Below are 24126 nucleotides of genomic sequence, written 5' to 3' on the forward strand. Positions count from 1 at the left end.
AAAAATGGCACAATTTTCAAGAATTGATGTAGTGAACGCAATGAGGGATACAGGAATGGTCCCTCTTTTTTACCACCCCGATATAGCGTTGGGCAAAAAGGTGCTCAAGGCCTGTTACGATGGCGGGGCAAGATTGATGGAGTTCACCGCCCGGGGCGATTATGCCTATGAAGTGTTCTCCGAGCTGAACAAGTATACGATCAAAGAACTGCCCGGTATGATCATGGGAGTCGGTTCCATAACGGATGCAGCAGCAGCATCGCTGTACATGCAGATGGGGGCCAATTTTATAGTGACCCCTTCCTTAAGGGAAGACATAGCGCTGGCCTGCAACCGCAGAAAAATACTTTGGTCCCCTGGCTGCGGATCTTTGACGGAGATCAACCGTGCGGAAGAGCTTGGCTGCGAAGTCATCAAGCTTTTTCCTGGTTCTACCTACGGCCCCGGGTTCGTGAAGGCAATCAAGGGCCCCCAGCCCTGGACGAGCATCATGCCCACCGGTGGTGTGAGCACCGAGGAGTCCAATTTAAAAGGATGGTTCGATGCGGGTGTTACCTGCGTGGGCATGGGATCCAAACTGATCAGCAAGGATATTTTGGCCAATAAAGATTTTGAAGGTCTTGAACATTTGGTCAGGGAAACTTTGGCTACCATTATCAAAATAAGAAACTGATAGCCCTAAACGGATTTTCCTAAAAGTATGTCCAAAAAACTAGTCACCTTCGGAGAAGTAATGATGCGCTTATCTCCGCCAGGATATTCAAAATTTGCACAGGCAACATCATTGGAGCTAGTGTATGGCGGAGGTGAGGCCAATGTAGCTATTTCCTGTGCCTATCTTGGCATGAAAGCCTCTCATGTTACGCGATTTCCCGATAATGCCCTTGGAAAAGCCGCAACGCAATTTCTACGGCAACATTGGTTGAGCACGGAGCACGTGATCTATGGAGATGAAATGATAGGTAAGTATTTTCTTGAAAAAGGAGCAGTACACCGATCTAGTGAGGTAATTTATGAAAGACAAGGTTCCGCATTTTCATTGATCGAACCGAAAATGGTGGATTGGGAAGAAGTGCTTAAAGATGCGGATTGGTTTCATTGGACAGGTATTACACCTGCTATTTCCGATGGAGCCGCCAAATGTTGTCTTGAGGCAATTAAAACCGCCAATAAATTGGGCATTAAGGTTTCTGGCGATATTAATTCCCGAGATAATATGTGGAAGTATGGCAAGACTATGCAAGAGGTAATGCCAGAATTGGTAAAACATTGTGACATTGTAATCACCAGTAGTCATGGTATCCAAGAAATGTTTGGTCTAGGTGATCCCGAGGGCAAGTTTCGTTTTGCTGCCAAAGACCTCATGGATGCCTTTCCAAATATAGAAAAGGTTGTGGGAAAGACAAGGAAGTCTATCAGTGCATCACACCAACAAATACAGGGTAAGGTATGGAACGGGGAAACCTATACCAAAACAAGGACCTTGAACATAACCCATGTGATAGATCGTGTTGGAACAGGCGATGCATTTGCATCGGGTCTTATTTACGGCCTGCTCCATTATGATGAAGATATCAAAGCACTGGATTTTGCCACTGCGGCATGTGCATTAAAACACACAGTTCCCGGAGATGTAAACATGGTGTCGTTGGAAAATGTTACCAGCTTAATGGATGGTAACACTTCTGGAGCCATAAAAAGGTAAAGCCATCAAATCCCGATATTTAAAGCTAAATCCATACCATGAAAAATACAGCTGCCAAAACTTCTATTTTTAAAAAACTACTAGGTATAATACTTGCTTTTGGACCAGGTATTTTTGCCATTGGATACACGATTGGAACCGGTAGTGTTACATCGATGACCGTTGCAGGTAGTACCTATGGAATGCAGCTTTTATGGGTTTTGGTGCTGAGCTGTTTGTTTTCTGGGGCGTTGATCTATGCTTATGGACAATTTGCTTTGGTTACCGGAGAAACGGGCCTCTATGCTTTTAGGAAACACTTGAAATGGGGTAAATTGGTCGCCATTTTGGTGCTTGTAGGTATTTCTTTTGGTCAATGGAACTCCCTAATGGGAATATTGGGAATTTCATCAAGTATCTTTTTTGAAATTTCAGCAATTTATTTTCCAAGTATAGAAGAAGCTGGTATAAATGTGCCTTTTATTATCGCAGCGCTTATTATTGTGATTATGTATGCGCTTTTATTGCAAGGAAAGTACACTTTCTTTGAAAAAATACTGGTCATATTCGTCACAATTATGGGGTTTTCGTTCTTGTTTTCCCTGTTTTTCGTTCATCCATTACCTACGGAGGTTTTAGAAGGATTGGTACCAAGTATTCCTAATGTAAAAGGTGGTAAAATGATGGTTGCGGCATTTGTGGGAACTACCATGGCGTCTGCCACCTTTTTATCAAGACCTTTATTTGTTAGGGGCAAAGGGTGGAACTTAAAGGAAAATGAAGGACAGCAGAAAAAAGATGCTATTATAGCTGCATTTTTGGTTTTTATGATCAGTGGGGCGATTATGGCTGTAGCCTGTGGAGCATTGTTCCACGATGGAAAACCGGTGGTTACAGTTTTGGATATGGTGGGTACTTTAGAGCCTGTGGCAGGAAAATTTGCCCTTACCCTCTTCTTTTTTGGAACCTTAAGTGCGGGGCTTTCGTCTATATTCCCTTGTTTGTTGATTGCACCTATTTTGTTGGCCGATTATCAATCGGGCGAACTGGATACTACATCCAATCAGTTTAAGATCATTACCGCGTTTGCCTGTTTATTTGCCTTGATAGGCCCCGCAATAGGAGCGGATGCTATAGAAGTTCAGATTTTATCCCAAGTATTCAATGTTTTTGTATTGCCTTTGGTTGTTATTGCTATTCTTATTTTATTGAACAAAGCTTCTTTAATGAATGGCTATAAGCCTCATTGGTTGCTAAATACTCTTATTGGTGCAGCTTTTATTTTTGCTTGTGTTATTTCGTTCAATGGCGTTATAGCTTTATTGGAATACTTCAACGCTTAAGTTAAAGACGGATATAAGAAGAGTTGATGTGGGGTGAAATAGATTAATTGTATTCTATGTACTTTTAGATAAAAGGAAAGCCCTACAGATGTAAATTTACGGGACTTATTTTTTCAGAATACCAAATGGCTTACACATATCCATTTTTGGGGTTTTGGTGTCTTCGACAAGATTGAAGTATCAAGAATTAGTAGTTCTGCTGTATGTAGGCAATCTTCAATTGGAACATTTCCGCCATTTTAGTAGCTCTGAATTTGGCTTCTTGTGCTTTCTCGCCTGAAAAATTATCATCGATGGTCTCAAAAAACAATTGTTTCCAACGATCAAAATGCTCGGCTTTGACCGGCAGTTGTGCATGTGGGGCAAAGGGACTGCCGTGATAGGTGTGCTCCTGCAGTAAAACGGTTTGCCAAAACCGATACATTTTTTCCAAGTGTAATGGCCAATTATCTTTTATTGCTCTATTAAAAATATCGGCAAGTAAAGGGTCCCTGCGTACTTTGTCATAAAAAAGGTCTACCAGTAGTTTAATTTCTTCTATAGTTGTGATCTCTTTTCTTTCAGTCATGGCAAATTTATACTTGGTGTTTGATTAAAATAAGTGGGCGAGTATCACCAAAGTGCTAAAAACAACACTTAGGATCAATAAATTAAAGGTAGCCTTTGCTTTTAATTGTGCCAAAACGGCTCCATTGAAAGCCATGCAGAATATGGTCACAAAGAAGAGTATGATCATTTTTAGCAGCATAGTCGTTTCTCCCATTAATAAAATCATCGCTGCACCAGAACCCAGGCAACTTTGTCCGATAATTGCTATGGTAGAATATCCAAGTTGTTTCTTTTTAAACTCCAGATACATCTGTTGGTATAGATTCCTTGGATTTTTTGTCTTGAATTTAGAGCCAGAACTGGTCATGGGTATTGTCGTTAAATTTTTCGCCATTATGTTGTTTATTGATCAGGTCCAGTTGGGCAGAGTCGGCAACCTCTTGTATGTGATTGAAAAGTTGCCGTTCTTCGAACCTAATATGTTCCTCAAGTTTTTTTTCGATTTGTTCCAATGTGTTCACGTCCAATTTTGAAGAGGTGAACCAATTTTTTAATATATCATGGTCGCTAAGTGCTTTTTGTACCCAAGGATGTCCATTTCCAATAATGGGGAAGAGGTATGTTTCTTCCATATGGAAATGAGGGGCCAAATGGTTTTGATAGAACCAATCCATATATTTTTTGATTCTTTCTGGTGCAATATTTTTCGACAGCCCTGTTCTGATCTTCCAGGATAAGAGCAACCCATGATGATGCTCACGGCTCACTCCCTGTAGGGCTTTGTGTCGTTTTATTGGTTTAAATCCCATTTAATTATGGTTGAGTAAGTGGGCTTCGAGCAACTCTGCTTTTGGAAAAAGAATATTGTTTTCCAAATGGATGTGACGATGTAGATCGTCCTCAAATTCTTGTAATAATGCGAATGCTACGCGATAGGTATTGCATGCATCCGAGGGCGGGGTATAGTCCTCGCTCAACTTAGCGATTTTTCTAAACCTTTCCCCTTCGTTATCGTGTTCTTGCATCATGCCAGCAATGGGATTGCGTACCGAACCAAAGCGGGGAGCTTCCAAATGGGCATCGGCCTCTGGCCCGTTCACCATTTTTTTTATGTAGGGAAAAAGAACAAGTTCTTCTTTCTTCATGTGCATGGCCAACTCTCCGGCGGAAACATTGAAATGTTCGGAAATCTGGAACAGCTCGGGGTGTCGTTCACCATGAACCTTGCAAAGTTTGGACAGATACTGTTTTAGAACCGGTATTTGTTTTTCCACATATCGATGGTGCTTTTTTTCTATGTAATCAATTAAAAGATCTAAGGGCCAGGTTTTAAAGTTGGGTTGGTCGGTTTGGTTTGCTTCCGAAACCGCAGCGAGCTCTTCCAAAATTACTTCTAGTTGTAATCCTTTTTTTGAGGCAGCTTCGGCTAGGGTCCTGTTGCCGTTGCAACAAAAGTCGATTTTGTGGGCCTTGAATATTTCTGCGGTTCTGTAGTTGTCCACTACCATTTGTCCGATGGTTTTTTCTTTTGTTCGGGTCATATCGATTATTTTTATAAAGGACAATTTTATCCTTTTTTTGAATAAATTTTTTTAGCGTTTTAAATATGTCAATCCAACTTCCAGGCCGGTTGCAAGTTCATATAAACTGGTGCTTGTAAGCATTTTTCTGAGGTTGCTTCTAATATCAACAAATTTGTCGTGCAAGGGGCAGGGCTGGTCTGCATTACATTTCTTAAGCCCAAGGCCACAGCCTACATATATTTGGTCTCCGTCTATGGCTTTTACGATCATGCTGAGTTTAACAGAGTCCATGTCTTCCCTTTCTATTTCAAACCCCCCATTGGGACCCTTTATGGATTTTACGATGTTATTACGTGTGAGCAGTTGCAATGTTTTTGCGGTAAAGGCTACTGGTGAGTCTATTTCATCTGCAATTTCTGCAACGCTTACCCGTCTTCCTTCCAAAGACTGCAAAGCAATATACACTGCTGCTCGAATACCATACTCACAAGCTTTTGAAAACATCATGGATAATTTTATTGTACAAAGATAGTATTAAAAATATTTAGGACAAAAAAGTCTTTTATATATAATTTCACGTGTAATCCATAACTCAAACTTTACGGTAATTTTGATAGCTCAGTATTGCCAGTGCAAAAAGAATGAGTGTTGAGCCACTGAACAATACTGTTGTATATTCTCTAAAAACCGGCCATTTGATCCAGGCAGCAAGCCCTTTATAAAAAATCAGCAGTTCAGTAAGCATAAAACCAACAAGGTACATTCCCATGGATAAGTTGGACAACCTGATTAATTTGAAATAATCGCTTAGAAATAAAATTCCTAAACTTATTACCCCTAAAAATGTTAGGTGCAAGTAACCAATGGTCAGGTCCAGATAAGTTGCGATCAATTGGGCAAAATAGGGCAGGGCGGATATAATTTGCAATGTGATTTTTATCGTTAACAAAATCACTACCGTCTTGAGCAGTAGCTTTTGTTTTCCTGTTAATTTTAGTTTGAAGACAGTGCTTTTGATCATACTCCAGAAGTGGACAAAAGCGAACCATTGTAACATGGCCCCCAATCCCGCCAAAATATTGAGCCAAATGGATGCATTGGTCCAAAGTGCGGACAACAGAAAGCTCAACACTATGCTTAGGTTGATACTGATGAAGAAAATGGAGAAGGTTTTTTGGTGCAATTCCAGGTCCAATCGTTCCAATAGGTACATAAACATTCCCAGTATCGCAAGAACCATCCAGCCGTTATATTGAAAATGTAGATAGAAATAGATGGACAACCGGTACCAGACCGATTCAGGACCTACAGTGCTCATTATGGCACCTAGGGCCCATGGCCCTATACTGGAAATTATCATATAGATCAATGCAGCTTTTACTATTCTCAAGCTTTTTCTTCTTGTATGGACAGGGTCAATGTTTTTCCAAAAATGATAGGTGTAGATATAGGACAAAACCAAAAAGAGGGTGGAAAAAACTATGGAGGGAACGGCGTACCCTTGAAATGGAAAAGTCAGCAGCATACCAATGAGTGTGCCTTGGGTGCCCCAAAATAAACATTGGTACTTTTTTTTTGAGAAAACTTTTCGGTCTACAAAAAGGTAGTGGAGCATTGTGGTCAATGCAACATAGACCCAACCTAAAAGAGCAATGTGCGAGTGCCCATGTACCATATACTTATAATTGAACCCGAACGGAAAAACGGCGTAGGAGCGGAGCAATAAGCCCAACAAGGCGGCAATCCCAAAATATAAAATTGCTATTTGTATATGGCGGTTATATTTGTTTGCCTTCATGCATTGCTATTGTGGTCCGTGTTAAAAATCCTTTCTTTTGGTTTTGTACCGTATTCCCAAAATGGGCAGAATGGTCCAAACGAGAAGTATGGCCATAGAGACCAAGAACCCGATATTTGTACCGAAAAAGCTTTTAAAAATGGCACCGGTGTATCCCAAAAGCGCAGAAATGTCCAATTTTAGGAGAATCAAAATTCGTGAAAGATCTATGGGGTTGAGTGCTGTGGCCACTAACGAAAAGTTATCCAAAGGATATTCTTCAAACATAATAAGGGACATAAGAAACAGGCCATCGTAGACTACGGCCAAAAAGAGCCATAGCAACACGGCATACCCAAATCCTTTTATCTTGTTTTCGTTGCTTATGGCAATCACAAAGGACAAGCCCACAAATATAAAGGTTAAAAATGCTCCCGTAACCAATAAAAGGGTGAAGTCGAATATGGCATTGCTCCGTAACAACCCGTACAATAAGAAGGGGATGCCCAGTCCCAATACCAAACTGAGGGTCAAAGAACCGGCCACACCAAAATATTGTCCCATAAATATGGAACTCCGTTTTATGGGCTGTGCCAATAAGAGTTCGGTAAATTCGCGTGAATTGTAATAGTACATTACTCCAAAAATGGTACCTATTAACGGGATGAGAACAATAATAACATTCATTAATGTGATCACTGCTTTGGATACATCGTTGTTAAGGAACAGCAAAACAAATCCGAGTGAAAGGTAAAAAAGAAAATAAACATAGCTCCAACGGCTACGGATAAGATCGTAAAAACTATATTTTAAAATTTTAAGCATGGCTGTCCGAAGTTGTTAGGGCCGCAATGGCATGTTCAAACGTGTTTTGGCGGGTCTGTTCCATCAATGTGTCGATACTACCTTTAAAATAGATTTCCCCCTCTAGCAGGTACAAAATCTCATCGGCAATTTCTTCAACAAATTGCATAATATGCGATGTGATCAAAATGGTTTTGCCCTGTTCTTTTTCCTTTTTTATAATTTTTTTTAGACTGATAAGGGCTTTGGGTTCCAATCCTGTTGTTGGTTCATCCAAAATAATAAGGGGACTATCGAACATAAAGGTCAGAACAAGGTTTACTTTTTGTTTGGTTCCCCCGGAAAGTGTTGAAAGTTTTTTGTCCATAAAAGCTTCCAGGCCAAATTGTTCGATCAAGGCTTGCTCACTGCTTGGACTGTTTCTTAGGTCCTTGATCATGCCGATCAATTCCTTTACCCTAATGTTGGGCGGAAAATTGGCAATTTGGGGGAGGTAGTCTATTTTTTTGCGGTATTTCCAATCTTTTTTAATGGTTTTGTCCAGTACCTTAATACTGCCCTTATCGGGGATTACCATGCCCAGTATACTTTTGATCAATGTGGTTTTTCCTGAACCATTGGGACCTAAAATAGCATAGATGCGCCCTTCGTCCACAGAGACATCAACTCCTTTTAGAACTGTATTTTTTCCGAATTTTTTATGTAGGTTTTTTATAGCAATGGTCATGGTCGTTTGTGCATTAGTGGTTGTGGATCTTTTAGGTTGTCCGGAGTAAATACCGGAGATACTCTTTCCGAAAAGTCAATAATATCCATAAAAAGGCTTCGCAAAAGAACAATGGTCTCCGGAGTTCGGTTTACTACATAGGAGAATAATTTTACAGGTCGGTAAGGAACGTCGCCTATACCATCTTTGTCCAGGTCATATCCGGTGTAGCCACTCCAAAAATTTCCTTCGAACACATTGTCGTTCAATTTACTGTTATAAGAAATATCAAAGGAGTTGTAAAGGAAGTTGTTACTCTTGAAACTATTAGTGTAACAGGCGCCGATTACCCGAATGGCCCATCCATTGCCAATAAAATCATTGTTGGTATAGTCAATGCGATTGGACCCCTCTATATTTATGCCGATGGTATTTTCCTCAAAGGTGTTTCCACTGATTTCTGCATCATTGATTTCCTTTAAAAGCATACCATAGGCCGCGGTGCCCCAATTTTTTCGGAACGTATTGTTCCTCATGGTAATAAATTTGGAAAACATCACTGCCACTCCTGCACCGTTGTTTTCGAAAGTATTGTTTGCGTAAATATCGTTGTCGGAAAACATAAAATGCAAACCGTAGCGAAGGTTGTCCATGCTAACATTGTTGGTAATGGTAATGTGATCGGAGAATTCCAGATAGATACCGTCCCGGGTGCCTTGTACATGGTTTTTTAGTACTTCCACATCGGTGGAATACCAAAGTTGAATCCCGTTCCCGGAATTATACTCGTCCACGGCTTCACCGATAATGCGGTTGTGGTACACTTTGCCATGGGAAGACTTTTCCAGATAGATACCAAAAAACAATTCCTCCAAAACCAAATGTTGGAGTAAGAAATTCTTGCTCTGGACCACCCGTATGGCGGCATTGTCCTTGGTATAACTAACACCAACATTGATGATGAACAGTCCATCCAAGGTTACATTGTCGGAGGTTATCCTAAAAATTTCACCTTTCTTTTCGCCGTCCACCACAGGGTAATCGATCCCTTTGATGACCAAAGGCTTGTCCACCAATATATCGAACTCCTTGTAAGTCCCTTTTTGAACCAATAAGGTGTCTTGGGCACTGGCCATTTGAATGGTTTTTTTAATGGAGTTATGCTCACAGGTAGGGCAGATCGTCCAGCTTTTTGCCCAGACCATTTGTCCAAAAACGAGCAGGATGATCCATATTAAATTGGTGCGATGTGGATTGTTGAGTGCCATGGTGTCTTTCAGATCAAAGAATTTTGATTTTAATTTCTTGAATGGGTACCCGGTTTTATCTGATAATCAAAAATTTGGCATCTTCCTTGGCAAGAACCCAATGTTCCACTTCTTTGGAAAAACTAAAATGTTGTTGCTCTTTTAAGTTAACGGTTTGATTTTGTATGTGAAAATTTATGTTGCCTTCCAAAACTATCAAATGGGCATCCTTGGGGGAAACGTGCTTTGGGAACATCGCATTTTTAGCCAAGCTGATGCTCAATATTTCCAAGGTATTGTTCTTGACCAATTGCTCTATTTGAAGGTCGTTGAATGGTTGCTGGGCAATGGTATTGTCTATATCGATCATATACATTGGTTTGTGATTTTTGGTTAGTCTTGGTATTGTTTTTTTAATTCGTTCCAGTTAAGTAGTTCCCCACCATTGGCGTCCAAGGTGTTCTTGGCCGCTTGTTCTTCGGAAAATGCACTTAAAAATGCACCCATGGGGCTGGGAATATTTTTGCTGATCAAATATGTAGCTTTGGTGGCATCTGTAAGTTCCCCGGGTCGATCAAAATCATTGGCCAGGAATAGGGCGACTTCATTTTCATCGAACTCCTTTAATTGGTTCATCATACATTCCACGGCATCAAAATTGTACACCTTTCCTTTTTTGGTTACCATTTGTGCAGCATGTTGCTTGTCCACGATTGTCATGCTACAATAGTGGCAGCCCACATGGCCATAATCAATTGGTTTAGGTCCGATGGAACAACCGTACATACAGCCGAGTAGTACTAAAAATATGGAAATAGAAGGTTTCATACTCAAGGTTTTATTGTGTTTTAGTGCTTTTCCAACCTAGATAGCCTGCTGTTAGGGTTAGCATCATTCCTACGAACATGAGCCAGGCACCGGTAGATGGCAAAGAGGTTACATCAAAATTCAACATTTTTACATGTCCCAACAATGGGGGCTTATAGGTCATTGGGGTTCCATCAGGGTTGGTCAACTTCATAATGGCATTAGGATCTAAGTTGGTGCCGTAATCGACCAACCATTCGTTAAAATCGTACATGCCCAATATTCCGAGGATGGACATCAAAATAAACCAGCCAAAAAACCATTGGTAGCTTACTTTTTGGAGATAGCCAAGAATACCGATTAGAACTCCAAAGGCGACCATAAACCCTATGATCATAGGGAATGTGCCGAACTCCCACATATCCTCAGGCTTGGGCAATGTGTGCATACCTATATAATGGTTGAGACCATCTATATTCTGGATGTCGAATTCGTTGACACCTCGTAGTCCACTAATATGGATGTTCAATCCAAGTGGGTCTGGATATTGTGGAGCTCCCAACATAATGTTCCATAAAGGGAAGATGTACAGCCCCAATAAGAACAATGGGCCAAGGATCATTAAAATACTTGCCTTTTTCATTTTATAAGATTTATAGGTTACAAACTGATTGTGGCTTTTTGGAGGTGGTTGATGTTCAATTTGTAAAAAAGCGGGCAGGTCTAGGACACGGCCCGCTTTGATCGTTGGTGGGTCAATCCGAATTATTCACCAAGAGACCATTTTAACTCTATATTGGAATTGGCAGGGGAAACCCTAACATACCCTTGCATTTCTTGGTGCAATGCAGAACAGAAATCTGTACAATAGAACGGCCATACACCGACCTGCTTGGGTTCCCAGACCGATGTTTTGGTCTGGCCGGGCATGATCAGTAACTCTGAGGTATTTTGACCCAAGATGGTAAATCCGTGCGGTACATCGAAATCCTGCTCATGATTGGTAATGTGGAAATATACTTTGTCACCTACTTTGATACCCTCTATATTGTCCGGTGTAAAGTGGCTACGGATCATGGACATGTAAACATGTACCTCATTGCCGTCACGTACAACTTTTGAGCCGTCTGCCGTGGTTACCGCATAAGGGTGCTTGTTCTCGTCCAAGCGATATATTTTTTTGGACTTGGGGGCCAAAAGTTCAGCTGGGCACCCTGCTGCGTAATGGGGTTCTCCGTGTGTTGGAAAATCGTAGATCAATTCCATTTTGTCCCCGGAAATATCGTACAACTGTGCTGAGTGTTCCATTTCTGGGCCGGTGGGCAAGTAGCGATCTTTGGTGATCTTGTTCATGGCCACTACATATTTGCCAAAGGGTTTTCTGGAGTTGCCTCCAGGAATCATAAGGTGCCCTACAGAGTAGTAAGTAGGTTTTCTATCTATTACTTCCCAAGTTCCCAGCTTCCATTTTACCACCTCGGAAGAAATAAAGAAGGTGGTATAGGCGTTGCCTTTGCCATCGAATTCGGTATGCAATGGGCCAAGGCCTCCGCTCTTTACTTGTCCGGCCATAATATCCTCGAATTTAAGGATTGGGATACCATAGGCTTCGCCGTCGAATTTTTCACCCTCGATTGCGGCCAGCATTTTGTCGAATGAATGAACGGTTAAATCTGCGGATAGTTTCCCATTTCCAATTATATACTCACCGGTTGGGTCAACATCGCATCCATGAGGCGATTTTGGTGTTGGCAAAAAGTAAACGGCTCCTGGAACTTTGGTAGGATCTACGGTAAGCACTTCTTTTTTCATGGTAGTGGTCCCGGTATGTGTCTCCTCCTCGTACACGTTATGTGCATAATTGGCCGGTATTTTGGTGCCGCCGCCATTGTTTACATATTCTTCAATTTTCTTCCAGTTAATGGCTGCAATAAAATCTTTGTCGTTTTGGGAGGCATTCACCTCTAAAAGGGAGTTGGCCTCTTCTGTGTTGTAAGTGGTAAAGAAGAACCATCCATGGGATTTACCTCTACCCGGATGAGAAAGATCATAATTGAAACCAGGCATCAATAGTTGGAATTTAATGTCCATCTCGCCGGTTTCTGGAGCAACACTGATAAACGTCAGGGCACCTTTAAAGTTTCCTTTATATTCATTTATGGGCATGTCGCGCTGGGGTACGGGAACTGCAAAACGTGTACCGGCAACAACGTACTCGGTATTTTCTGTGATAAAGGAAGAACTGTGGTTCCCTGCACTGTTGGGCACTTCAATAATTTCCTCCGTTTCAAAAGTGCTTAGACTGATACGGGCTATACGTGGGGTGTTGTTGCCATTGATAAATATCCAGCGACCGTCCAATTCGCCATTGGTCTGGGAGATATCTGGGTGGTGGGCATCGTCCCAAGGAACAAACCCATGAGATGTATTTAGCATGGGCTTCGTCTCTTCCGAGTATCCATACCCGGAGGTGGGAAATTGGGAGAATACTGGAATCTCCTTGAACATCCTGCCCGAAGGCAACCCGTAAACGGTAAGATTTCCACTATATCCGCCGGAGAGGAAGGCATAGTACTCGTCCTGCTCGCCAGGAGCAACATATACTTTTTCGGCAGCGCTCGATGAGAGGGCGCCATTGGAACTCTGATTTTGCTGACCACATGAGATCAACATAAGCGCCGATCCAAGGGTGATGGTTAAATAACGATATATTTTCATTGTGTTAGGGTTTATTTTTTGGATTTATTGAGCTATTGACTTGGAGGCAGGATTACTTTGTCCACCACATGGACAATTCCGTTTCCTGCCGGTACGCTACCAATTATTTTAGCGCCACCGATAAAAACATCATCCCCTTTTACCTCCACAGCTACATTTTGATTGTTCGCCTGCCCAAGTTTTTTAAACTTTTTTAGAAAATCCTTGGAGTAGTTGCCAGGGGTAACGTGATACTTCAAAATATTGGCCAGTGCATCTTTGTTTTCAGGTTTTAGTAAATCTTCTACGGTACCTTCGGGCAATGCATCGAAGGCGGCATTGGTTGGAGCAAATACCATTAAAGGTCCTGCATTTACCAATGCATTTTCCAAACTTGCGGCCTGTACCGCGGCCACTAAAGTGGTGTGGTCTTCCGAGCCTATTGCAATTTGAAGTACATTGGGCGTTGATCCATCATCTTCGATAAAAGCTTGTCCCTTGTTACTTTCCACAACAGTCGTGGATTCTTCTGGCTCTGCTGCCGTCGTAGTATTTTGGGACTTTTCCTTACATCCCATACTGAGTGCCAGTAGTAAAGAAAATCCCAGTGCAGTGAGTTTAATGGTTGATTTCATATAGCTTTAATTTAAAGTTCTAAAGTACTCTAGGATGGCCCTTGCCTGTTCTTCCGTTAATCCTTGGTTGGACATAGGAGAACCGTTGAATTCTTGTAAAAGGTCACGGGCCAATGGGTCTTTCTGGACCATTTCCTGAGGGTTCAAGATCATGTTCATTACCCATTCCGGGGTTCTTCTTTCCAATATTCCGTTGGGTGCCGGACCAATGAATTTTTTGCCGATCCTGTGGCATGCCAGGCACATTTGGTCATAAACTTCCTTTCCTTTGGTAGCCATCGCTTGGTCAATATCTGCAGGTAACTCCACGGAAGTTACAGGACCAACGCCCTTGGTGCTCATATCTACCCTTTCGGAAGCTTTTACGGTGTTGGTGGTAGTTTCAACTGGTTGCTCCGTAGTTGTTTTTTTTCTCTGGACGCTAAATCCTTCTTCTTTTTGTTCTTTTTCCTTGCCGCCACAGCCAACAACCGCTAGGGCAAAGAATAGGGCCATTCCTTTCAGTAAATTATTCATGTATAGGTTTTTTAAAATTTTGTCTCAAAAGTAAATAGGCAATTCAATTCAAAACATGATTTTAATCATAAAAAGGATATTAATGTCCTTTAATCTTTTATTAATTATTAATTAATGTTTAGGATGTATGGGTGTGTTTTAATTTAGATTGCTAATTATCATAAAATGAGATTTGTATGGTTTTTTTTAGATGAAATAGGTAATCCATATCAATTGATTTTTGGAACCAAAAATAGAAATCCATAATAGGGTGATCAGGTGTCGAAAAGATTGGAGCAGGTTGCTTATCTTTAAGGGATTTTTCACCCGAATGACTCGAGATTTTATAGACATCAACGATTTTACCATTTTGGTCGAAGAGGCAACGAGTGATACATTGATTGTGGACACTTGCCACTTTGATGAGCCAGTGGTCTCGGTCGCTTTTTATGGCTCCGGAAATGTAGATCTTAATGTAAAGTATGGGGAGAGAACCAAGACATACAGCCATACCAAAGGGCTTGCATTATCCTTTTATGCTGATTCCAATGTTGAATTTGAGCATACGGTTTCCGCACAAAGACCATTAAAGTGTATTTTAATTGCGACCGCTTTGCGCAACCTTGAGAATTTGCCCAATGAAGAAGGGGAAATCTTTACTTCGCTTTTAAACGAACTCGTGAATCCATCCGATCATTATGTGGAAGGCCCTCGCTTTTTTATGACGCCGGAGATGGATCGTATTGTGAAATCCGTTTTCGATATGAAGTACCATGGAAAAACCAAAATGATGTTTTTTAGGAGCCAAATGACGGTTTTGTTGTCTCATTTTTTTGGGCAACTGGCCAGTCTGCAAACCGAAAAGATAAATACCACGGAACGTGAAAAACTGTATAGGGCCAAAGAAATTTTAATCAACAATTTGGACAGCCCGCCATCACTTTCCGAGATTTCACGACAAATTGGCCTGAACAGTTACAACCTTAAAAAGAATTTTAAAGAACTTTTTGGTGTGCCGGTTTTTAAGTATCTGCAAAACGAGCGTCTAAAAACTGCCCATAAGTTGATCAGTAACCATGAGGCCACTGTGCAGGAGGCGGCATGGCATGTTGGATACGATAGCTTAAGTTCTTTTTCCAATGCCTTTGAGAAAAAGTTCGGTTACCGCCCTAGTCAGATCAAGTAAACTCCATTTGCAACAAATTATACTCCTTTTGGAATAAATAAAGGATAGGAGGTCCATGTAGTTTTGTCCTGTAATCAATAAAAACAGGATAATGAAAACTATAAAAGCATTGGTTTTGGGTTTTTTGGTGTGGATTTTTGGCGTAGTCGCTTTTGGCTCCATTTATCAGCTTCCAATTCTCAGAGATCGCTATTTACAGGCCAACATTGGGCTTGCCTTATTGGTGCCTCCGCTGATTTGGATAGCGGCAAAGCTTTATTATGAGAGAAACGGCACCATGCATGGGTTAAAACTTGGAGTACTCATGTTGATCACCAGTACGATAATGGATGCTTTGGTAACGGTGCCGATTATGATTGTTCCCTATGGGGGAAGTTATGCCAGTTTCTTTGGCTCTTTGGATTTTTGGTTGATAGCCTTTGAGTTTGTGGCCATTGCTACACTTTATTGGTGGTTTAATGTACGTCCAACACATACTGGATCTAGCTGCTAACACGGGACAATTATGGAATTTTCAGTGAACACCATTACAACGATCAGCACTATTTTGCTAACCGGTCTGTCTGCAGGCCTGTGTTTTACTTGGACCAATGCTATAACACCGGGAATCGGTCGCTTGGATGACCTCGGTTACTTACAATCTTTTCAAGAAATGAACAGGGCCATTATAAACCCAATATTTCTGATTGTGTTTTTTGGGCCGTTTTTTTCGCACATCATCAATGTTTATCTCAATAGAAATCAACCTAGCGCTATTTTCTGGATGGTTTTTACCGCTGGCATATTGTACATCGCCGGTGTGATCGTAATAACCATTTTTGGAAATATTCCCCTAAATGAACTATTGGAAAACGCTGAACTCGAAATGTTATCACCAGATAGTTTAAAACAATTGCGGAACAACTTCGAGAACAAATGGAACCTGCTGCACTTGATCAGGACCATTACGGCCGTACTATCTTTTGTATTGCTGATCATAACGCTTTTACAAAATCAAATTAATTCAAATACAACAATATAATTATGAAAAAAGACAATTATTTAATCATTGGTGGAACAGGGAAAACAGGTAGAAAAGTTGTTGATAGTTTACGATTGCTCAACCAAAATGTTAAAGTGGGTTCAAGGTCGTCCATCCCTTCTTTTGATTGGAACAGAGCCGATACATGGGAAAACGCACTTGTTGGGGTCGATAAAATGTACATCACCTATCAACCTGATCTTGCAGTGCCCGGGGCTTTGCAGTCTATTAAGGAATTGGTAAGACTTGCCAAGAAAAATAATGTAAAGAAAGTGGTTTTGTTATCCGGTAAAGGCGAACGGGAAGCAGAGCTTTGTGAGCAAGCAGTTATAAGTTCCGGGATGGATTATACGATTGTTCGGGCAAGTTGGTTCAATCAAAATTTTAGTGAAAGTTTCTTTTTGGAACCGATCCAGCAAGGTGTGGTTGCTTTGCCTCAAGCCAATGTGCAAGTGCCCTATGTGGACACCGGGGATATTGCCGATGTTGTGGTAGAGGCTTTATTGCATGAAGAGCACAATGGTAATATTTATCAATTGACGGGTCCCACAACCTTATCGTTCAAAGAAGCTATTCAAGAAATTGCCAAGGCCACAGAGAGGAACATAAGCTTTGTTCCCATTTCCATTGAAACTTATGTGGCGGCCATGAAAGAACAGAGCATTCCCGCGGATTTTGTTTGGTTGGTAGAGTACTTGTTTACCGAAGTATTGGGCAATCCCATGGTCTCCGAAATTACCAACGATATCCAAAAAGTGCTCAAACGTAAACCCAAAAGTTTTTCAGAGTATGTGATCGAAACAGCCAAAACAGGAGTATGGTCGGGTGTAAAAGAGCCCATATAGAAATCAAAGGCCCATTTTATGGATTTGATTTGTGTTTAGGGATGTTTCAAAAGTAATTTTATCCTTTCTTTTGAGACTTATGTTTAACATGGTAACGAGGTGAAATAGAAATTGCTTTGGATTGCGAACCATCTAAACCAATGGACACCAGAAATACAGTTTGTTAATCGACTTTTAAAAAAGAAAATGACACAAGAGGAACGAAACCAATTGATAAAGACCAGTTGGGAACTACATAATCGGGTCGAAACGGCCTATTTTAACCATCCGGCCAACAAAATGGATGCGGATTGGCTGGAAAAGCAGCGATTGTTGTTGGCGGACATGGCGCTTCATTTGTTACAGACCGCTATGTCTCCCGAATCCATAAAGTTAGATAGATTACGGGATAACATCCATTCTATTTTAACCATTTCCGATCAGTTTTTGCCCGAAGTGGACCTAAAACGGATGACAGAGGAACTTTATTGAGAATTTTAGAGCCTGACTATGTATAAAAACTATCCATACTCAAAAAAAAAGAGAAATGCCAATTTATAAATTATTGCCGTTGGTTTTTAAGTTGCTTGCCTTTGTAGTACGGGGGCAAATGGCAGAACGTATAGATAGCTTGTCCAAGGTTTATCTAACCGAGGGTTTTAACGGAAATATACTTTATTCTAAAAACGAATCCATTGTATTTGCCAAAAACCAATGGGTTTCTTGTGACCTTGAGTAACAACCCCTATGGAGAGACCTATAGATCTTTCGAAAACGATCTATATAAGCTCATAGAGCAAACAAATCGCCAGAGTGCGGAGTAACTATTACAGTTGGGGTCCGCACCGGTACCCATCTGGATTTTAAATCCCCTAAATACTTGTATTTTAGCAGTGCGCATCTGTTGTTTTATATCCAAGGGTAGAAACAATAGTGGAATCATCAATCAAATCAACGAACATGGAATACATACGCACAATTTTTTTATCGACTTTTTATATTTTTCTTGTTTTATCTTGTCGGGAAGAAAGGAAATTAAACCTAACATTGTTAAGCGACCAAATTCCAATAGATATCCCACTGGTATTTGGAGAGGCAAATTAAATTTAACTAAGGTAGCTTATAATACTCAACACACAAGTTCCAATAAAACATCACGATGAACAAAATAATAGGATTATTGCTCTTTACCCTCACTTTGATTTCATGTAAAACCAGCGAGGTCGAAATTGTAGTGGATAATGGATTGTTGCTTAAAAATGCACAGATCATATCACCAGAAGATCAAACCATATCCTCTAATGATTTTATTGTAACTGCAGGAGACAGTATCGTGTATGTAGGAGAGAAAAAGCCCAAGGTAAAAGGGGCGTTTACCACTATTGATGCAAAAGGAAAATACATAATTCCGGGCCTGATCGATAGCCATGTGCATGTAACCGGGACCGATGCACTATCCGACGACGAGGAACTGCAACACCCCGAACTAGTAAAATTATTTAGGGAACAACTTCCAAAAAGCTATTTATATTTTGGATATACCACCTTGATCGATTTGGGGACCGCCAAACCCGACAGATTGGTCGATTTTCAAAAAATGGAAGTAAGGCCAGATCTATATTATGCAGGGGGAGGCGCTGTAATCGGAAACGGCTATGGACTGTCCAATTGGGAAGATGAGGTTCCCAATTTTGTTTATCAGGAGAACGAGGCCTATCCCTTTCCGGATAATTATGTAAAAGAAAACCATACCCCAGAGGCCGTGGCGAAAAGAATAGCTGAATACGGTGCAATTGTTTTAAAAACCTATTACGAGCCAGGGTTTGATCCTGCACAGCCGCGTTTTCCCACACCTTCTCAAAAATTGATGTCTAATTTGAAAAAGGAAGCGCACAAAAATAACTTGGTTTTGGCGGTTCATGGAAATTCGTTGGAGGCCCACGGATTTTTGGCAGAAGCAGAAGTAGATGTTATGGCCCATGGATTGTGGAACTGGGGCAACCATAGGTTGGATTCCACTATGGTGCTTCCTATGGAGATAAAAGAGGTACTGGATGCGGAAATTAAAAGTAAGATAGGGTATATGCCAACCCTACAAGTGATCAATGGACTTTGGGAACTAACCAATGCCGAATATCTGGACAATACGGAGTTGGAACATGTGCTGCCAAAGCCGTTGCTCGATTACTACAAGGCAAATTCCAATATAATGTATGCCAATGTATTTGGTAATGCCCCAAAACATATTATCGCAACCAATTTTAACCGTATCTCTGAACAAGGCAAGCTCAGCATGAAATATATGAATGACAATGGTGGAAAGTTGCTGTTCGGCACAGATACACCATCCTCACCCACCTATGGAAATCCTCCGGGCTATAATGGATATTTGGAAATGTTGGAAATGGCAAATGCAGGAATTCCCTTGAACAAAATTTTGGCTATGGCGACCATAGAAAATGCAAAAGCATTCCACCTTCAAAAAAGATACGGTACGGTAGAAGTGGGTAAAAAAGCCAATCTTCTTATTCTTAACAAGAATCCATTACGGGATATCACGGCTTATAATGATATTTCGCAGGTTGTTATCAACGGTCGTCCAATGAATAGGGAAACACTCTCTGCCCATAAAGATTAAGAGCGAGCAGAAGGGACATTTTTTGTATTGTATTTTTGTAAGCAGTAGCCACAGCACTGGACATAGTAGTAAACTTTAACGATCAATACATTGAAAAAAGTAAAAACCTTAATCAGTGCGATTTTAGTATTTGGCTTTATTGCTTCATGCAAGAAAAGTGACAGTCATAAATCCATTACCCATCCGATTGCTTACTCGTCAAATGAATCAGGTAACAGAGAAATTTACCTAACCGATACCGAAGGTAAATCAAAAATAAAAATAACGAATTACTCAGGTAGTGATGGTTACCCTGAGTGGTCTCCAAACGGAAAGCGAATTGCTTTTTATGCAAAATATGATAAAAATAAAACATGGTCTATCCATACAATGAATAGCGATGGTACCGATAGAAAGCGATTGACTCATGCAAAAAATACATGGGACGCTTCACCTACGTGGTCCCCGGACGGAAAGAAAATTGCTTTCGGCAGGCATTATAAAAATGCAGAGGGTATAGATCAGGAAGAAATTTGGATCATGAATGCAGATGGTAGCGAACAGACTCGGATAGAACCACTAACTGGCGGGTCCCCTTGTTTTATGAAAGATGGAAGGATACTTTTTCATTCTAAATCCGAAGACAGTGAAATTTGTATCGCTAATAGCGATGGTAGTAACATTATTACATTGACCAATAATACCGCAGAGGATTGGTGGCCTAAAATTTCACCAAATGGTAAGCAAATAGCCTATTCTTCGGATAGAGATGGCAATTTTGAAATTTATGTTATGAACACGGATGGTTCCAATCAAAAACGATTGACGTTTAATACTATCCTAGATGGTGATGTATCCTGGTCACCTGATGGCAACAAAATTATTTTTATATCGGACACCGAAGATTATTTTGATATCTACCTGGTCAATAAGGATGGCTCAGGATTAAAAAAAATAATTGATAATGGTTCACAGCCCTCATGGTTTAAAGCTATGAGATAATGATATTGAAAAATATAATTACTATATACCTATTTGTCTTCACATTTGTGGCATCGGCACAAACAGGCGAAACAAAAACAAGTTTGATTGAAAGGGCAACGTCGTTTATCAACGCTTACAGTGCCAAACAACAGCCAAATGGCAATGTAGATCACTTCCTAGCTTTTTTTATGGATGATTTTAAGCATGAATACATAAAATACGTTGTGATTGTCGAGGATAAAAAGGAGTTCAAAAAGGGGTTGGTGGACAAACTACAGAACAAAGTGCATTTTCACAGGGTAACCATAGAGGATATGATAATTGGAAACAATGGTATTTTTGTCAAAATAAAAATATGGGCCAAGGTAGAACCTTTTCACATGGATACCATTGTGGAACATACCGCCGACCAAATCATGTCCATGGAATTTGATGAAAAAAGATTAATAAAACACTTAAGGAGACATCATAATTAAAAAACAAATGAATAGAAAATATTTGCTACTATCTATAATAGGATTCAATTTAATGTTCTTTGGCTTTGGCCAAACCAACGTCAATAAATTGTATATAGATCAAGAGCCGCCCCAAGCTGGTCCTAAATTATTTGCTCCCTCAATCGTGAACACGGACAGTATTGAAATCAATACAGTATTTAACCCGTCATTCACGGAACTGTTTTTTACAAGAATAATCGATAAGAAATTTGTCATCCACCATGCTGAACTCATTGAGGGTAAATGGAGTGAACCGAAACCCCTACAAATGTTTAAAGAGCAAGATAAAGAATCCGTTGCCATAGACCCTTCCATTAGTCAAGATGGAAACACCATGTATTTTCTTGGTATAAGTCCAGAAGATAACTCCAAAAAATCCAAACCTGATATCTACAAAAGCCAGAAAATAGATGGCAATTGGCAATTGGCCAAAAAAGTTGGGTATCCCGTATCCACTCAGGAATATATAGAATCGTACCCGGTTGTGGTCGCCGATGGCAGCTTGTATTTTACATCCAACAGACCTGGTGGCCTGGGGAAGGGAGATATCTATCGTGCTCAATATTTAGGAAATGGAAAGTTTGATACACCAGTGAATATTGGTCCACAAGTCAACTCTGAAAAAGGAGAAAGAAGCACTTATGTCTCTCCGGATGAAAGTTTTCTGATCACTGCAAATACGTACACTGATGAAAAAGGATTTGCGGTCTCGTTCAAGAAAAATGGCAAATGGCAGAGACCTGTTCCTTTTGAGCTTGGTGAGAATATAGATGAAAATTGGGTGTACTATTGCCCTTATATGTCACCGGATAACAACTATTTTTTCTTCTCAAAAAGATATAGTTCCCCACCAAACAGTGGTTGGAACGGGGTTACAAAAGGAGAAGTATACTGGGTGAATTCCGATGAAATTTTTAAAAAAGATAATTGAAAAGGAGTTGATAAAAATTAGGACGGGTAATAATTATGAAATTCAGAAAAGCTAGCATCAACGATGTCCCGAACATCATAGAAATGATTGCGGACGATACATTGGGCAGCAAACGGGAAAATTATACCATCCCATTGCCAAAAGCCTATTATGATGCTTTTGAACGAATCGATACTGATAAAAACCAAGAACTCACCGTGGTTGAAAACGAAGTTGGAGAGGTGATTGGAGTTTTTCAAATGACGTTTATTCCCTATCTCACCTACCAAGGCGGTATTCGGGCCCAAATTGAAGGTGTACGTGTGCATAAGGAACATCGTGGTATGGGAATAGGTAAAAGTGTATTCGAATGGGCCATAAATAGGGCAAAGGAACGTAATGCGCATCTATTGCAGTTGACCACGGATAAAAAACGGCCAGATGCCATTCGGTTTTACGAATCACTAGGGTTTAAAGCCAGCCATGAAGGTATGAAAATGCATTTTTGAACCCGACTTATACCTTATTTTTAGGAGTATAAAGCTCCATAGGTTCATGCCTTCCTTCGAGTTCTATATTGCCCAACGGAACAAATTCTATATCACTAAACTTCCAAAGCGATACCAATTTTTCCGAAACAATGATCTCCTGCTCCATGGGCTTGCATAATTTTTGAATGCGAGCGGTAACATTGAGAACATCACCGGTATAGAAAATCTCTTTTTTTAGAGCACCGATCTCCCCTGTGGTAACCTTGCCCATATGCAACCCGGCCCTAAAAGAAGGAACAACGCCATATGTCTCTTCAAAATATATTGATTTTTGTTGTAGACTCTTCCGCATGGCGTAAAAGCATAACAAACAGTTTTGGTTTTCAATGCCCTTCTGTAATTCCCAAGTAATTACAATTTCATCCCCAATATATTGATAGACCTCGCCCGTGTGTTCGATAATCGCATTGGACAGTTGATCATAATAATCCCTTAAAAATTTAAAATATAGCTCGTGTCCCAGTTGTTCAGCGAAAGAGGTGGAAGACTTCATGTCCAAAAACATAAAAATCCGGGATTCCTCCTTTGGAGTATGGTATTTTCCGGTTATGAGATTGATCATAAAGGTATGGCCCAGATATTCATTGATGTCCGAATACAGTAAGGACAAGAATATACTGAACGATAAAGAAGTAAATGTGCTCAAAAATGTAATGCTAGCAACGTATTTGGAAAACTTTTGCCAAACCTCGGTGTCCAAAATGGATGTGCCAAGTTCAATACTTGCCGCCAAGGGAAAGGTAACTAGGTTGATAATAAGTATAAACAATAAGTAAAATCCCATTTTATAAAGGATTTTCTTCCAAAACGATTTGTTCTTGAATCGTTTGTCCAACCAAAGTACCTCTACTGCCCCCATTACGGTTCCCATTAAAAAAACGGCCAGGGAGGCAAAAATCAGAATGTCCCAAGATAGCGTAATGTCCGTTTCCGGTCGTTGATTTTGGTACTCGGTTGCCATGGATTCGATCAGGAGGATGAACCAACTCAATATCAACCAAATTGCCCCAAAGGGAAAAATTCGTTTAAAAAGATAACGCTGTTTGGGGTTTAAGAGTGGTTTCATATGGTAAAGGTATATGGAAATAGCATATGTATGGACCATTTGATTGCTATAAACCTTAAGATTTACCATCAAAAAATTATAGGTATATCAATTTAGCGATATTTATCGGTGCTCCAGTACTATAAATTACTACTTTAGGAGAATATGCTCTCAAGGATTTCATTATCAGTTTGTTGAAATTGTATGTGTAATGAGTTCCATGT

The 24126-nt window shown here is 40.4% G+C and carries 30 protein-coding genes; 14 read left to right on the plus strand and 16 right to left on the minus strand.

The window, feature by feature from the left end:
* The first annotated feature begins 4 nt into the window (after positions 1 to 4).
* From MJO53_RS09770 to MJO53_RS09780, 3 genes are read left to right on the plus strand one after another with little or no spacing between them, the layout of a single operon-like run.
* The gene (locus tag MJO53_RS09770; RefSeq protein ID WP_252078950.1) at positions 5 to 673 is read left to right on the plus strand and encodes a bifunctional 4-hydroxy-2-oxoglutarate aldolase/2-dehydro-3-deoxy-phosphogluconate aldolase; all 669 of its coding nucleotides are present in this window, start codon (positions 5 to 7) and stop codon (positions 671 to 673) included.
* A 27-nt stretch (positions 674 to 700) separates the two neighbouring features.
* Positions 701 to 1705: a sugar kinase gene (locus MJO53_RS09775; protein ID WP_252078951.1), complete on the plus strand. Its 1005-nt coding sequence runs from the start codon at positions 701 to 703 to the stop codon at positions 1703 to 1705.
* A 38-nt stretch (positions 1706 to 1743) separates the two neighbouring features.
* The gene (locus MJO53_RS09780) at positions 1744 to 3027 is read left to right on the plus strand and encodes an Nramp family divalent metal transporter (protein ID WP_252078952.1); all 1284 of its coding nucleotides are present in this window, start codon (positions 1744 to 1746) and stop codon (positions 3025 to 3027) included.
* A gap of 187 nt (positions 3028 to 3214) precedes the next feature.
* Here the strand turns inward: MJO53_RS09780 and MJO53_RS09785 are convergent, their stop codons facing one another.
* The 15 genes from MJO53_RS09785 to MJO53_RS09855 form a co-directional block, all read right to left on the minus strand.
* Positions 3215 to 3595, minus strand: coding sequence for a group III truncated hemoglobin (locus tag MJO53_RS09785; RefSeq protein ID WP_252078953.1), 381 nt, complete (start codon positions 3593 to 3595; stop codon positions 3215 to 3217).
* A gap of 24 nt (positions 3596 to 3619) precedes the next feature.
* Entirely contained in the window at positions 3620 to 3970 is a 351-nt protein-coding gene (locus tag MJO53_RS09790; protein ID WP_252078954.1) for a hypothetical protein, read from the minus strand.
* On the minus strand, positions 3924 to 4385 hold the full coding sequence (locus tag MJO53_RS09795; RefSeq protein ID WP_252078955.1) for a hemerythrin domain-containing protein: 462 nt from the start codon (positions 4383 to 4385) through the stop codon (positions 3924 to 3926). The genes MJO53_RS09790 and MJO53_RS09795 overlap by 47 nt, the downstream gene beginning before the upstream one ends.
* Complete coding sequence (gene ric / locus MJO53_RS09800; protein WP_252078956.1) at positions 4386 to 5117, minus strand: iron-sulfur cluster repair di-iron protein; 732 nt, start codon at positions 5115 to 5117, stop codon at positions 4386 to 4388.
* A 51-nt stretch (positions 5118 to 5168) separates the two neighbouring features.
* A complete protein-coding gene (locus MJO53_RS09805) occupies positions 5169 to 5603 on the minus strand; it encodes an RrF2 family transcriptional regulator (protein WP_224835488.1) in 435 nt (144 codons plus the stop codon).
* Positions 5604 to 5691: 88 nt separating this feature from the next.
* The gene (locus MJO53_RS09810; protein WP_252078957.1) at positions 5692 to 6897 is read right to left on the minus strand and encodes a hypothetical protein; all 1206 of its coding nucleotides are present in this window, start codon (positions 6895 to 6897) and stop codon (positions 5692 to 5694) included.
* A gap of 21 nt (positions 6898 to 6918) precedes the next feature.
* Positions 6919 to 7701: an ABC transporter permease gene (locus MJO53_RS09815; RefSeq protein WP_252078958.1), complete on the minus strand. Its 783-nt coding sequence runs from the start codon at positions 7699 to 7701 to the stop codon at positions 6919 to 6921.
* Positions 7694 to 8407, minus strand: coding sequence for an ABC transporter ATP-binding protein (locus MJO53_RS09820; RefSeq protein WP_252078959.1), 714 nt, complete (start codon positions 8405 to 8407; stop codon positions 7694 to 7696). Before MJO53_RS09820 ends, MJO53_RS09815 begins: the two co-directional genes overlap by 8 nt.
* Positions 8404 to 9591: a nitrous oxide reductase family maturation protein NosD gene (locus MJO53_RS09825; RefSeq protein ID WP_252081238.1), complete on the minus strand. Its 1188-nt coding sequence runs from the start codon at positions 9589 to 9591 to the stop codon at positions 8404 to 8406. The genes MJO53_RS09820 and MJO53_RS09825 overlap by 4 nt, the downstream gene beginning before the upstream one ends.
* 118 nt (positions 9592 to 9709) lie before the next feature.
* Positions 9710 to 10003 carry a cupin domain-containing protein gene (locus MJO53_RS09830; RefSeq protein ID WP_252078960.1) on the minus strand — a complete coding sequence of 98 codons (294 nt, stop codon included), beginning with the start codon at positions 10001 to 10003 and terminating at the stop codon, positions 9710 to 9712.
* Positions 10004 to 10026: 23 nt separating this feature from the next.
* Entirely contained in the window at positions 10027 to 10461 is a 435-nt protein-coding gene (locus MJO53_RS09835) for a nitrous oxide reductase accessory protein NosL (protein WP_252078961.1), read from the minus strand.
* Between the two features lie 10 nt (positions 10462 to 10471).
* The gene (locus tag MJO53_RS09840) at positions 10472 to 11083 is read right to left on the minus strand and encodes a hypothetical protein (RefSeq protein ID WP_252078962.1); all 612 of its coding nucleotides are present in this window, start codon (positions 11081 to 11083) and stop codon (positions 10472 to 10474) included.
* Positions 11084 to 11205: 122 nt separating this feature from the next.
* Positions 11206 to 13158: a Sec-dependent nitrous-oxide reductase gene (gene nosZ, locus MJO53_RS09845; protein ID WP_252078963.1), complete on the minus strand. Its 1953-nt coding sequence runs from the start codon at positions 13156 to 13158 to the stop codon at positions 11206 to 11208.
* A gap of 32 nt (positions 13159 to 13190) precedes the next feature.
* A complete protein-coding gene (locus tag MJO53_RS09850; RefSeq protein ID WP_252078964.1) occupies positions 13191 to 13772 on the minus strand; it encodes a fasciclin domain-containing protein in 582 nt (193 codons plus the stop codon).
* A gap of 6 nt (positions 13773 to 13778) precedes the next feature.
* Positions 13779 to 14288, minus strand: coding sequence for a c-type cytochrome (locus MJO53_RS09855; RefSeq protein WP_252078965.1), 510 nt, complete (start codon positions 14286 to 14288; stop codon positions 13779 to 13781).
* A gap of 310 nt (positions 14289 to 14598) precedes the next feature.
* Between MJO53_RS09855 and MJO53_RS09860 the strand changes: the two genes are divergently transcribed.
* The 11 genes from MJO53_RS09860 (at position 14599) to MJO53_RS09910 (ending at position 22815) form a co-directional block, all read left to right on the plus strand.
* Positions 14599 to 15453, plus strand: a complete 855-nt coding sequence (locus MJO53_RS09860) for a helix-turn-helix transcriptional regulator (RefSeq protein WP_252078966.1) — start codon at positions 14599 to 14601, stop codon at positions 15451 to 15453.
* Positions 15454 to 15544: 91 nt separating this feature from the next.
* Positions 15545 to 15946 (plus strand): DUF5367 family protein, encoded by a 402-nt coding sequence (locus MJO53_RS09865; RefSeq protein WP_252078967.1) that lies wholly within the window; start codon positions 15545 to 15547, stop codon positions 15944 to 15946.
* A 12-nt stretch (positions 15947 to 15958) separates the two neighbouring features.
* Positions 15959 to 16474: a DUF1772 domain-containing protein gene (locus MJO53_RS09870; RefSeq protein WP_224835476.1), complete on the plus strand. Its 516-nt coding sequence runs from the start codon at positions 15959 to 15961 to the stop codon at positions 16472 to 16474.
* A gap of 2 nt (positions 16475 to 16476) precedes the next feature.
* Positions 16477 to 17319: an NAD(P)H-binding protein gene (locus MJO53_RS09875; RefSeq protein ID WP_252078968.1), complete on the plus strand. Its 843-nt coding sequence runs from the start codon at positions 16477 to 16479 to the stop codon at positions 17317 to 17319.
* Between the two features lie 186 nt (positions 17320 to 17505).
* Positions 17506 to 17790 carry a hypothetical protein gene (locus MJO53_RS09880; protein WP_252078969.1) on the plus strand — a complete coding sequence of 95 codons (285 nt, stop codon included), beginning with the start codon at positions 17506 to 17508 and terminating at the stop codon, positions 17788 to 17790.
* 55 nt (positions 17791 to 17845) lie between these two features.
* Positions 17846 to 18037: a hypothetical protein gene (locus MJO53_RS09885; protein WP_252078970.1), complete on the plus strand. Its 192-nt coding sequence runs from the start codon at positions 17846 to 17848 to the stop codon at positions 18035 to 18037.
* A gap of 420 nt (positions 18038 to 18457) precedes the next feature.
* Positions 18458 to 19936: an amidohydrolase family protein gene (locus MJO53_RS09890; protein WP_252078971.1), complete on the plus strand. Its 1479-nt coding sequence runs from the start codon at positions 18458 to 18460 to the stop codon at positions 19934 to 19936.
* 90 nt (positions 19937 to 20026) lie between these two features.
* Positions 20027 to 20917 (plus strand): DUF5050 domain-containing protein, encoded by an 891-nt coding sequence (locus tag MJO53_RS09895; RefSeq protein ID WP_252078972.1) that lies wholly within the window; start codon positions 20027 to 20029, stop codon positions 20915 to 20917.
* Positions 20917 to 21375, plus strand: a complete 459-nt coding sequence (locus tag MJO53_RS09900; RefSeq protein WP_252078973.1) for a hypothetical protein — start codon at positions 20917 to 20919, stop codon at positions 21373 to 21375. The genes MJO53_RS09895 and MJO53_RS09900 overlap by 1 nt, the downstream gene beginning before the upstream one ends.
* A gap of 7 nt (positions 21376 to 21382) precedes the next feature.
* Positions 21383 to 22327, plus strand: coding sequence for a hypothetical protein (locus MJO53_RS09905; protein ID WP_252078974.1), 945 nt, complete (start codon positions 21383 to 21385; stop codon positions 22325 to 22327).
* 35 nt (positions 22328 to 22362) lie between these two features.
* Positions 22363 to 22815, plus strand: a complete 453-nt coding sequence (locus tag MJO53_RS09910) for a GNAT family N-acetyltransferase (protein WP_252078975.1) — start codon at positions 22363 to 22365, stop codon at positions 22813 to 22815.
* A 7-nt stretch (positions 22816 to 22822) separates the two neighbouring features.
* On the opposite strand, the gene MJO53_RS09915 is transcribed toward MJO53_RS09910, so the two are convergent.
* Complete coding sequence (locus MJO53_RS09915; RefSeq protein WP_252078976.1) at positions 22823 to 23923, minus strand: adenylate/guanylate cyclase domain-containing protein; 1101 nt, start codon at positions 23921 to 23923, stop codon at positions 22823 to 22825.
* Positions 23924 to 24126: the final 203 nt, after the last annotated feature.

The organism is Flagellimonas marinaquae (assembly GCF_023716465.1).
Classification (GTDB): Bacteria; Bacteroidota; Bacteroidia; order Flavobacteriales; family Flavobacteriaceae; genus Flagellimonas; species Flagellimonas alginolytica.

What these genes read in the sequence shown, in the direction of transcription:
- MJO53_RS09770 (WP_252078950.1), top strand. Translation starts at nt 5, where the DNA reads ATGGCACAATTTTCAAGAATTGATGTAGTGAACGCAATGAGGGATACA.
- MJO53_RS09775 (WP_252078951.1), top strand. Translation starts at nt 701, where the DNA reads ATGTCCAAAAAACTAGTCACCTTCGGAGAAGTAATGATGCGCTTATCT.
- MJO53_RS09780 (WP_252078952.1), top strand. Translation starts at nt 1,744, where the DNA reads ATGAAAAATACAGCTGCCAAAACTTCTATTTTTAAAAAACTACTAGGT.
- MJO53_RS09785 (WP_252078953.1), bottom strand. Translation starts at nt 3,595, where the DNA reads ATGACTGAAAGAAAAGAGATCACAACTATAGAAGAAATTAAACTACTG.
- MJO53_RS09790 (WP_252078954.1), bottom strand. Translation starts at nt 3,970, where the DNA reads ATGGCGAAAAATTTAACGACAATACCCATGACCAGTTCTGGCTCTAAA.
- MJO53_RS09795 (WP_252078955.1), bottom strand. Translation starts at nt 4,385, where the DNA reads ATGGGATTTAAACCAATAAAACGACACAAAGCCCTACAGGGAGTGAGC.
- ric (WP_252078956.1), bottom strand. Translation starts at nt 5,117, where the DNA reads ATGACCCGAACAAAAGAAAAAACCATCGGACAAATGGTAGTGGACAAC.
- MJO53_RS09805 (WP_224835488.1), bottom strand. Translation starts at nt 5,603, where the DNA reads ATGTTTTCAAAAGCTTGTGAGTATGGTATTCGAGCAGCAGTGTATATT.
- MJO53_RS09810 (WP_252078957.1), bottom strand. Translation starts at nt 6,897, where the DNA reads ATGAAGGCAAACAAATATAACCGCCATATACAAATAGCAATTTTATAT.
- MJO53_RS09815 (WP_252078958.1), bottom strand. Translation starts at nt 7,701, where the DNA reads ATGCTTAAAATTTTAAAATATAGTTTTTACGATCTTATCCGTAGCCGT.
- MJO53_RS09820 (WP_252078959.1), bottom strand. Translation starts at nt 8,407, where the DNA reads ATGACCATTGCTATAAAAAACCTACATAAAAAATTCGGAAAAAATACA.
- MJO53_RS09825 (WP_252081238.1), bottom strand. Translation starts at nt 9,591, where the DNA reads ATGGTCTGGGCAAAAAGCTGGACGATCTGCCCTACCTGTGAGCATAAC.
- MJO53_RS09830 (WP_252078960.1), bottom strand. Translation starts at nt 10,003, where the DNA reads ATGATCGATATAGACAATACCATTGCCCAGCAACCATTCAACGACCTT.
- MJO53_RS09835 (WP_252078961.1), bottom strand. Translation starts at nt 10,461, where the DNA reads ATGAAACCTTCTATTTCCATATTTTTAGTACTACTCGGCTGTATGTAC.
- MJO53_RS09840 (WP_252078962.1), bottom strand. Translation starts at nt 11,083, where the DNA reads ATGAAAAAGGCAAGTATTTTAATGATCCTTGGCCCATTGTTCTTATTG.
- nosZ (WP_252078963.1), bottom strand. Translation starts at nt 13,158, where the DNA reads ATGAAAATATATCGTTATTTAACCATCACCCTTGGATCGGCGCTTATG.
- MJO53_RS09850 (WP_252078964.1), bottom strand. Translation starts at nt 13,772, where the DNA reads ATGAAATCAACCATTAAACTCACTGCACTGGGATTTTCTTTACTACTG.
- MJO53_RS09855 (WP_252078965.1), bottom strand. Translation starts at nt 14,288, where the DNA reads ATGAATAATTTACTGAAAGGAATGGCCCTATTCTTTGCCCTAGCGGTT.
- MJO53_RS09860 (WP_252078966.1), top strand. Translation starts at nt 14,599, where the DNA reads ATGACTCGAGATTTTATAGACATCAACGATTTTACCATTTTGGTCGAA.
- MJO53_RS09865 (WP_252078967.1), top strand. Translation starts at nt 15,545, where the DNA reads ATGAAAACTATAAAAGCATTGGTTTTGGGTTTTTTGGTGTGGATTTTT.
- MJO53_RS09870 (WP_224835476.1), top strand. Translation starts at nt 15,959, where the DNA reads ATGGAATTTTCAGTGAACACCATTACAACGATCAGCACTATTTTGCTA.
- MJO53_RS09875 (WP_252078968.1), top strand. Translation starts at nt 16,477, where the DNA reads ATGAAAAAAGACAATTATTTAATCATTGGTGGAACAGGGAAAACAGGT.
- MJO53_RS09880 (WP_252078969.1), top strand. Translation starts at nt 17,506, where the DNA reads ATGACACAAGAGGAACGAAACCAATTGATAAAGACCAGTTGGGAACTA.
- MJO53_RS09885 (WP_252078970.1), top strand. Translation starts at nt 17,846, where the DNA reads ATGCCAATTTATAAATTATTGCCGTTGGTTTTTAAGTTGCTTGCCTTT.
- MJO53_RS09890 (WP_252078971.1), top strand. Translation starts at nt 18,458, where the DNA reads ATGAACAAAATAATAGGATTATTGCTCTTTACCCTCACTTTGATTTCA.
- MJO53_RS09900 (WP_252078973.1), top strand. Translation starts at nt 20,917, where the DNA reads ATGATATTGAAAAATATAATTACTATATACCTATTTGTCTTCACATTT.
- MJO53_RS09905 (WP_252078974.1), top strand. Translation starts at nt 21,383, where the DNA reads ATGAATAGAAAATATTTGCTACTATCTATAATAGGATTCAATTTAATG.
- MJO53_RS09910 (WP_252078975.1), top strand. Translation starts at nt 22,363, where the DNA reads ATGAAATTCAGAAAAGCTAGCATCAACGATGTCCCGAACATCATAGAA.
- MJO53_RS09915 (WP_252078976.1), bottom strand. Translation starts at nt 23,923, where the DNA reads ATGAAACCACTCTTAAACCCCAAACAGCGTTATCTTTTTAAACGAATT.